Source organism: Cupriavidus sp. 01L46 (genome assembly GCF_056399905.1).
Window position 1 is genome coordinate 1 of record NZ_JBFTSF010000537.1, and the last position, 2089, is coordinate 2089.

Here is a 2089-nt window from a genome sequence, read left to right on the forward strand (position 1 = left end):
TCTTTGTTCCGCTCACAAATAGGCCTCTGATCCAATATCGCATGTCGCTGTCGCTCATTCGTCTCATCTCCGGAGACAGACAGATTCCAACCATCAACCAAATACCAATATAATTTAGATTGAATATATTCCCGTTTTCCACCCAAGAATATGCCCAATTAAACGCAACAAATATACCAACCAATCTGCAAAACATATTTGAAGAGGCGACAACCGCCAATCTGGAGGCAACAAAAAATATTAAACCATACAAAGCAACACCAATAATTCCAGTCCAATTGAACACATTCAGGATTGCCGCTTCATTCCTCAAGCGTTCCGCTCGCCCCGAAATTTCTCTAAGGTCTTCGAATACGACCGTGTCGTTCCCTCGTGCCGGAGAGCGCCCAAACCACCAACTATCATGCTTGTCTGCGGACGTCAAAACTTCGTGATAGAGGCGCGTCCTGGTGTCAGCTTTAAGGTTTTCATCAACACGCTGACCATCCACCACAGAAGCGTCAACGTATTGACCTCCAATATATTCATCAATGTTAAAAACATTGAAAATTCCGGAAACACCCAAATAAAATAAGAATACCGGAAAGAAGAATATCGCTAGACGTATCCATTCCAATATCCATTTAGATCGAAGGCGAGCGAACACATACAGTGGGAGCAGCAAAAGAGGAATCGAGAATTTAATTACGCTACTTCTCGCCCCAAAATCGGCAAATAAAACCAGTGTTGCCAAAATCAACAATACAACTTGCCATCTCCGTTGTATCAATGGCAACGCCAGCAACAGCAATGGCACAAGCGCCAAATAAAACCCGTAAGCACCTCTGTTTGCATAAACCAAAATAAACATGAATGAAGGGATTGCAAAACGCACATATCCCCGCAGCATTCTATGCAGCCGGTCTTTATTAAATGCCAAATAGGCGGAAATTGGGAGTAATAGGGCCATCGCATTATCGGCAAGGCCCTTCCAATCCCAATAATTTTCCGCGACAGAACAGCCCCACAAGATCGCTATCACGTTCCACCATAAGTACAGGCGCAGGACTTTGGCCGATCTTGGCACCGAGTAATTCTTAACGTGCCCACTGACTAAAAAAAATGATGCCAGCACTATCGAATTAATAGCCCACCAAAAAATAGTATTGCCAATGGCAAACGCCGCATAGGACTGAATGCTATAGAAGGCAACAATCGGGAGGCATAACCTAAGTAGAATGTCGATCATAGGACGCCCTACCGCCCTGCCGAGAGGGTTCTAATACGAGTCCCCAATTTCAACCAAGCACGAAACTTCCTGGCATCCGATCTCAGCTTTCTCATATCTACGGAACACCTCGCCAACTTCCCGACGAGATTGCTGTCAATGTCGTTGACCATTGGAATGAATGAATTTGGTATTATGAGAAACTCGTCGACACGAACCGCGTTATCCGACATGGCCCTCTTCATCATATGAATGTATAGGGTTTCTTCGAATCGAATCTGGTCATTCTCCTCGATTATTCGATCGAGGCGGCCGTGGTCGAATTTATAGATTACGGAACGGCCCTTCTTATCCGCATCCTTKACCAGATCACGGAATGGTGTTATCTCAGAATTAACATCATCGTAGATTCTATAACCTATGCAATACCCAGAATAAAATACGTCGGGTCGGAGATACTGGTATCCATAAGATATGCCACCATGATCGTATTCGTCGAATGCGAAATTTTTCGAATCCGATAGAATTTTCCGAAAATCGTATTTCCCGCGCACCTTTGTGAAACTCAGAACCTCATCGAAACTCGAAGAGCAGGTTCTATACAATGAAAAATGACCGTGCCCAAGAAATTTATCACACGCCGAGAGTATTTTTTCGGTAGCAAATTTTCTTATATTACCAAAAATTAGATCGCAATCGCAATGACCCCAAAAATCATACCCATCGACATAATCTTTTAAAATTCTTCCATAAAATGGCTTTAAATCACAAAGCTTGTATGGTCGCACTATTTCCAACGGAAAATCAAATGCCTCCTGAGCCTTCGCCCTGAATTCCTCGAATGATGTAGAAACGAATCTTACGTTCGGAGAGTATTTGTAC

The 2089-nt window shown here is 43.4% G+C and carries 2 protein-coding genes; both read right to left on the minus strand.

The window, feature by feature from the left end; translation table 11 throughout:
* Positions 1-1228: hypothetical protein (locus AC1DS3_RS38050; RefSeq protein ID WP_477129296.1), on the minus strand; the 1228-nt coding region annotated here is incomplete at its 3' end.
* 8 nt (positions 1229-1236) lie between these two features.
* Positions 1237-2089 (minus strand): DUF6625 family protein (locus AC1DS3_RS38055; RefSeq protein ID WP_477129297.1); only part of this gene is annotated, 853 nt, incomplete at its 5' end.